The sequence below is a fragment of the Streptomyces sp. CB01580 genome (assembly GCF_001905795.1).
In the GTDB taxonomy this organism is placed as follows: Bacteria; Actinomycetota; Actinomycetes; order Streptomycetales; family Streptomycetaceae; genus Streptomyces.
The window spans coordinates 21953-28101 of record NZ_LIXJ01000048.1 but is presented as its reverse complement, the minus strand read 5'-3'; the positions used below and the strand labels follow the sequence as shown (position 1 = coordinate 28101).

Genomic DNA, 6149 nt, shown 5'->3' with positions numbered 1-6149 from the left:
TTGCCGGTCACGGCACTAGCCGTGCGTGCGCAGCAGCGTCCGCATGGTCCGCATGGCCACCGACAGGTTCGCGAGGTCGAACGCGTCCGAGCCCCGGATCTCCTCCAGGGTGGCACGCGACCGGGTGAGGATCGCCGCGTTCTTCTCCTCCCACGCCTCGAACCGCTCCGGGGGCGTCGAGCCCCCGTTGCCCACGGACAGCACGTCCGCGGTGAGCGCGGCGTGCGCCGCGTACAGGTCCTCGCGGATGGAGGCACGGGCCATGGACTGCCAGCGGTCGGCCCGCGGCAGCTCGATGATCCGGTCCATCAGCTGGGTGATGCCGAGCCGGTGGGCGAGGTCGTAGTACACCTCGGCGACGGCGAGCGGCTCCTTGCCGGTGCGCTCCGCGATCGCCACGACGTCCAGCGCCGGGAAGGCGGAGGAGAATCCGGCGACCCGCTGGGCCAGCTCGCCCGGGACGCCCGCCTCGGTCAGCTCGTCCAGGATCGACTGGTACCAGTCGAGGTCGGCGCCCTGGAGCACCTTCGGCAGCTCGGCCCAGACCTGCTCGACGCCCGCCCTGAAGAAGTCGATCGTCTCGGCGATCGCCAGCGGCTGCGGCCGGTTGCCGAGCAGCCAGCGCGTACCGCGCTCGACGAGCCGGCGCGAGTGCAGCCGGATCCGGGTCTGGACATCGGCGGCGACCTCGTTGTCGAGCGCCTCGACGGCGTCCCACACCTGGCCGAGCCCGAAGATCTCACGGGCCGCGAACTGCGCCCGCACGATCTCCTCGATGGACGCGCCGGTCTCTTCCCGGAACCGGTGCAGGAAGCTCGAACCGCCGCTGTTGACGGTGTCGTTGACCAGGACCGTGGTGATGATCTCGCGGCGCAGCGCGTGCCCGTCGACCGCCTCGGTGAACTGCTCGCGCAGCTGGTGCGGGAAGTAGGCGTGCAGCAGCTTCTGGAGGTGCGGGTCGTCCGGCAGGCTGGTCCGGATGAGGTCCCGGGCCGCCGTGATCTTGGTGTAGGCGAGCAGCACGGCCAGCTCCGGCTGGGTCAGCCCCTTGCCGCCGTTCAGCAGCTCGCGGATCTGCCGGTCGCTGGGCAGGAACTCCAGCCCGCGGTCCAGGTCCCCGTCGCGGCCCAGCCGGCGCATGAAGCGCTGGTGGGCGTGGAGCAGGGACGCCGACTGGGCGGTGGCGTTGGCGAGCGCCACATTCTGCGCGTAGTTGTTGCGCAGCACCAGGCGGCCGATCTCGTCGGTCATCTCCGCGAGCAGCTTGTTGCGCTGCTTGACGGTCATGTCGCCGTCGCGGACGAGACCGTTGAGCAGGATCTTGATGTTCACCTCGTGGTCGGAGGTGTCCACACCGGCGCTGTTGTCGATCGCGTCGGTGTTGATCCTGCCGCCGCCGTGGGCGAACTCGATCCGGCCGAGCTGGGTGGCGCCGAGGTTGCCGCCCTCGCCGACGACCTTGGCCCGCAGGTCCCGGCCGTCGACCCGGATCGCGTCGTTGCCCTTGTCGCCGACATCGGCGTTCGATTCGGCGGAGGACTTGATGTACGTGCCGATGCCGCCGTTCCACACCAGGTCCACGGGGGCCTTGAGGATGGTCTGCATCAGCTCGGCGGGCGTCATCTTGGTGATGCCCGGCTCGATGCCCAGCACCTCGCGCATGTGCGCGTTGACCGGGATGGACTTGGCGGTGCGCGAGTGCACGCCGCCGCCCGCGGAGAGCAGCTTCTTGTCGTAGTCGGCCCAGGAGCTGCGCGGCAGGTCGAAGAGGCGGCGCCGCTCGGCGTACGAGGCGGCGGCGTCCGGCGCCGGGTCGATGAAGATGTGCCGGTGGTCGAAGGCGGCGACGAGGCGGATGTGCTCGGAGAGCAGCATGCCGTTGCCGAACACGTCACCCGACATGTCACCGACACCGACGACCGTGAAGTCCTGGGTCTGGGTGTCGTGGCCGAGCTCGCGGAAGTGCCGCTTGACGGACTCCCAGGCGCCCCGGGCGGTGATGCCCATGCCCTTGTGGTCGTAACCGGCGGAGCCCCCGGAGGCGAACGCGTCGCCGAGCCAGAAGCCGTATCCGACGGCGACCTCGTTGGCGATGTCGGAGAACTTCGCGGTGCCCTTGTCGGCGGCGACGACCAGGTAGGTGTCGTCCTCGTCGTGCCGGACGACGCCCTCGGGCGGCACGACCTCGCCGGCCACCATGTTGTCGGTGATGTCGAGCAGCGCCGAGATGAACGTGCGGTACGAGGCGATGCCCTCGGCCATCCAGGCGTCACGGTCGACGGCCGGGTCCGGGAGCCGCTTGGCGACGAAGCCGCCCTTGGCACCGACCGGCACGATGACGGTGTTCTTCACCATCTGCGCCTTGACCAGGCCGAGGATCTCCGTGCGGAAGTCCTCCCGCCGGTCCGACCAGCGCAGACCGCCTCGGGCGACCTTGCCGAAGCGCAGGTGCACGCCCTCGACGCGCGGCGAGTAGACCCAGATCTCGAACGCCGGACGGGGCGCGGGCAGGTCCGGGATGGACTGCGGGTCGAACTTCATCGAGACGTAACCGTGCGGCTCGCCGTCGGCCCCCGTCTGGAAGAAGTTGGTGCGCAGGGTGGCCTTGATGACGCTGAGGAAGGACCGCAGGATCCGGTCCTCGTCGAGCGAGGCGACCTGGTCCAGGGCCCCGTCCAGCTCCTCCAGAAGTCCGTCGGTCAGCTCGGTGCCGGCACTCTGCCGCTCCGGGGACATCCGGGCCTCGAAGAGGGAGACCAGCAGCCGGGTGGTGTGGACGTTGTTGCGGAGAGTGCTCTCCATGTAGTCCTGGCTGAAGGTCGAACCGGCCTGCCGCAGGTACTTCGCGTAGGCGCGCAGCACCATCGCCTGGCGCCAGGTCAGCCCGGCGCCCAGCACCAGCGCGTTGAAGCCGTCGTTCTCGGCCGCGCCGGTCCACACGGCGGCGAAGGCGTTCTGGAACCGGTCGCGGGCGTCGTCGGCGAGGTAGGCGCCGGTGCCGTTGGTCTGCGGCATCCGCAGACCGAAGTCGTAGATCCACGCGTGGGTGCGGTCCGCGCAGCGCAGCTCGTACGGGCGCTCGTCGACGACCTCGACACCGAGCCGTTGCAGGGCGGGGAGGACGGCGGACAGGGAGACCTGCTCGCCGGTCCGGTAGATCTTGAACCGGCGCTCGCCCGGGGCGGCACCGACCGGCTCGTACAGGCTGAGGGCGAAGTCCTTCTCGTCCTTCTTGAGCGCTTCGAGGTGGACGAGGTCGGCCACCGCGGCGCGCGGCGAGTGGTCGGCCTTGTAGCCCTCGGCGAAGGCGCGGCCGTACTGGCGCATCAGCTCGGCGGCGCGCTCCTCGCCGCACTCGGCGGTGAGGGCCTCCTGGAAGCCGTCGGCCCAGGAGCGGGCGGCCTCGACGAGCCGGGCCTCGATGCGGTCGGCCTCGGCGTCCGTGAGGTCGGGCAGCTCGGTGCCGGGCGCGACCCGGACCACGAAGTGCAGCCGGGAGAGGATCGACTCGGTGTTCCAGGCGGTGAAGTCGACGCTGGTGCCGCCCAGCTCCTCCTTGAGGATGTCGATCAGGCGCAGGCGTACGCCGGTGGTGTAGCGGTCGCGCGGCAGGTAGACGATCGCGGAGTAGTAGCGCCCGTACTCGTCCTGGCGCAGGTAGAGCCGCAGCCGGCGGCGCTCCTGGAGGTACAGCACGGAGGTGACGACGGAACGCAGCTGGTCGACGGGCGTCTGGAACAGGTCGTCGCGCGGGTACGTCTCCAGGATCTGGAGCAGGTCGCGGCCGTCGTGGCTGTTGGGCGAGAAGCCCGCGCCGTCCAGCACCTCGGCGACCTTGCGGCGGATGACGGGCACCCGGCGCACGGACTCGGTGTAGGCGGCGGACGAGAACAGGCCGAGGAAGCGGCGCTCCCCGATGACATTGCCGTCGGCGTCGAACTTCTTCACGCCGACGTAGTCGAGGTAGCTGGGGCGGTGCACGGTCGCCCGGCTGTTGGCCTTGGTGAGGACGAGGAGCCTGCGCTCGCGGGCCTTGGCCCTGACGTCGGCGGGCAGCCGGTCGAAGGACGGGCTGACGGGGTGGGCCTCGTCGACGCTGTGGTGCGGGTCGGAGCGCAGGATGCCGAGGCCGGTGCCGGGCACGGCGGCCAGCGCGTCGGTCTCCTTGAGCTCGTACTCGCGGTAGCCGAGGAAGGTGAAGTGGTCGGCGGCGAGCCAGCGCAGCAGCTCCCTGGCCTCGTTGACCTCCTCGTCGGCGAGGTCGTCCAGCGGCTCGGCGGGCAGGTCGTCGGCGATGCGGAGCGCGGCGTCGCGCATCTTCTCCCAGTCCTCGACGGCCTCCCGAACGTCGGACAGCACCCGCAGCAGGTCGGCGGCGATCTGCTGGAGGTCGGAGCGGTCGGTCTCGCGGTCGATCTCGACGTGGATCCAGGACTCGACGAGCGCGTCGTGCGGCAGCTCGGTGCCCTTGGCCCCCTTGGCGCCGGTGCCCTTCGCCGCCTTGGCTCCCTTGGCCGGCTTGGCGTCCTTCCGGCCCTGCGGGGTCGCCTGGAGGCCGTTGCCCTCGGAGAGGACCTCGATGAGCTTGCCGGTGACGTCACGGCGCACGACGACCTGCGGGTGGATCACGACGTGGATGCCGCGGCCCTGGCGGGACAGTTCGTTGGTGACGGAGTCGACCAGGAACGGCATGTCGTCGGTGACGACCTCGACGACGGAGTGGCTGGACGTCCAGCCGTTCTCCTCGACGGTCGGGGTGTGCACCCGGACGTTCGCCGTGCCCTGCGGGCGGACCTCCGCGAGCCGGTAGTGGGAGGCGGCGGCGCCGAACACGTCGACGGGGTCGCGGCCGCTGATGTCCTCCGGAGCGGTGTGCAGGTAGTAACGCTGGAGGTACGCGAGGATCGTGTCCTGTCCGGGACGCTCCTGTCCCGTCCCGTTGCCGTCGGCCCCGGCGCCCGCCTGCGGGGCACCACCCGGGCCACCGACACCACCGCCCGGGCTGTGCTCAGCTACCTTGGCGGCCCGTGCGAGCAGCTCGGCCTTGGCTTCGTCCAGCTTGGTCTGCATGTCCTCTGGCTCCTGTCGCGCGCCGTTGCGTGACGTAGGTGTAAACAGCGACGTACCGCCACGACACGGGTTTTCCGGTCTGAGTCGACGGTATGCCGCCATGAGGGGTGTCCGGGGCGGTATCGGTAATTCTTGACCGTCGGCCCGGGTGGAGAGGATCAGGCATGGCCCGGGTGCTGAGGCACTCCGGGCGCAGATCGGGGGCTCCGCTGCCCCCGAGGCATATCGCGCTGATCACGGGGTCCAGGCTATCTCGCCCGCCCCCATAGCCGTCATGAGCCGCATGTGTACAAAAGATGGTCGGGAAGTTTGACACTCTGGACAGCGCGTCGCCCCGTGTTGCCGCACTCTGGTAGACGGAACAGGCCGACGACCCGTGGGAGCCCCGCCATGGCACCGAAGATCCTGATCGTCACCGGCGACGCCGCCGAGTCGCTGGAGGTCCTCTATCCGTACCAGCGGCTGCGCGAGGAGGGCTACGACGTCCACATCGCCGCCCCCGCCCGCAAGACGCTCCGCTTCGTGGTCCACGACTTCGAGCCCGGCTTCGACACGTACACGGAGAAGCCCGGGTACACCTGGCCCGCCGACCTGGCCTTCTCCGAGGTCGCTCCGGCGGACTACGTGGCGCTGGTCGTGCCGGGCGGGCGGGCTCCCGAGTATCTTCGCAACGACCCGGAGCTGCGCAAGATCCTCAAGGCGTTCTTCGACTCGGACCGGCCCGTCGCCCAGATCTGCCACGGCCCGCTGATGACGGCGGCGGTCGGCGCGCTGGCCGGTCGGCGCGTCACCGCCTACCCCGCGCTGGAACTGGACATGCAGGCGGCGGGCGCCACCTTCGAGGACCACGAGGCCGTGGTGGACGGCACGCTGATCTCGTCCCGTGCCTGGCCGGACCATTCGGCGTGGATGCGCGAATTCCTGAAGGTGCTCCGCGCGAAGGCGCCGGTGACGGCCTGAGCCCAAGGGCCCCGGCGGCCGACCGGACGCGGACCGTGGTGGCCTGCCGAGCACCGGGGCCGCGGCGGTCGGCCGAGCACCGGGGCCCGGCGACCGGCCGGGACGACGCTCCCGGCAAC

Annotated in this window: 2 protein-coding genes; one reads left to right on the top strand and one right to left on the bottom strand. The window is 70.7% G+C overall.

All coding sequences use genetic code 11. The annotated features are described in order from the left end of the window. Nucleotides 1-15: 15 nt before the first annotated feature. Nucleotides 16-5070 carry an NAD-glutamate dehydrogenase gene (locus tag AMK22_RS35750; protein WP_073791800.1) on the bottom strand — a complete coding sequence of 1685 codons (5055 nt, stop codon included), beginning with the start codon at nucleotides 5068-5070 and terminating at the stop codon, nucleotides 16-18. A 390-nt stretch (nucleotides 5071-5460) separates the two neighbouring features. On the opposite strand from AMK22_RS35750, the gene AMK22_RS35745 reads away from it, so the two are divergent. Further along, on the top strand, nucleotides 5461-6030 hold the full coding sequence (locus AMK22_RS35745; RefSeq protein ID WP_073791799.1) for a DJ-1/PfpI family protein: 570 nt from the start codon (nucleotides 5461-5463) through the stop codon (nucleotides 6028-6030). The last annotated feature ends 119 nt before the right edge of the window (nucleotides 6031-6149 follow it).

Bases quoted from the DNA above. Each gene is read 5' to 3' on its own strand.
- AMK22_RS35750 (WP_073791800.1), bottom strand. From the start codon at position 5,070: ATGCAGACCAAGCTGGACGAAGCCAAGGCCGAGCTGCTCGCACGGGCC.
- AMK22_RS35745 (WP_073791799.1), top strand. From the start codon at position 5,461: ATGGCACCGAAGATCCTGATCGTCACCGGCGACGCCGCCGAGTCGCTG.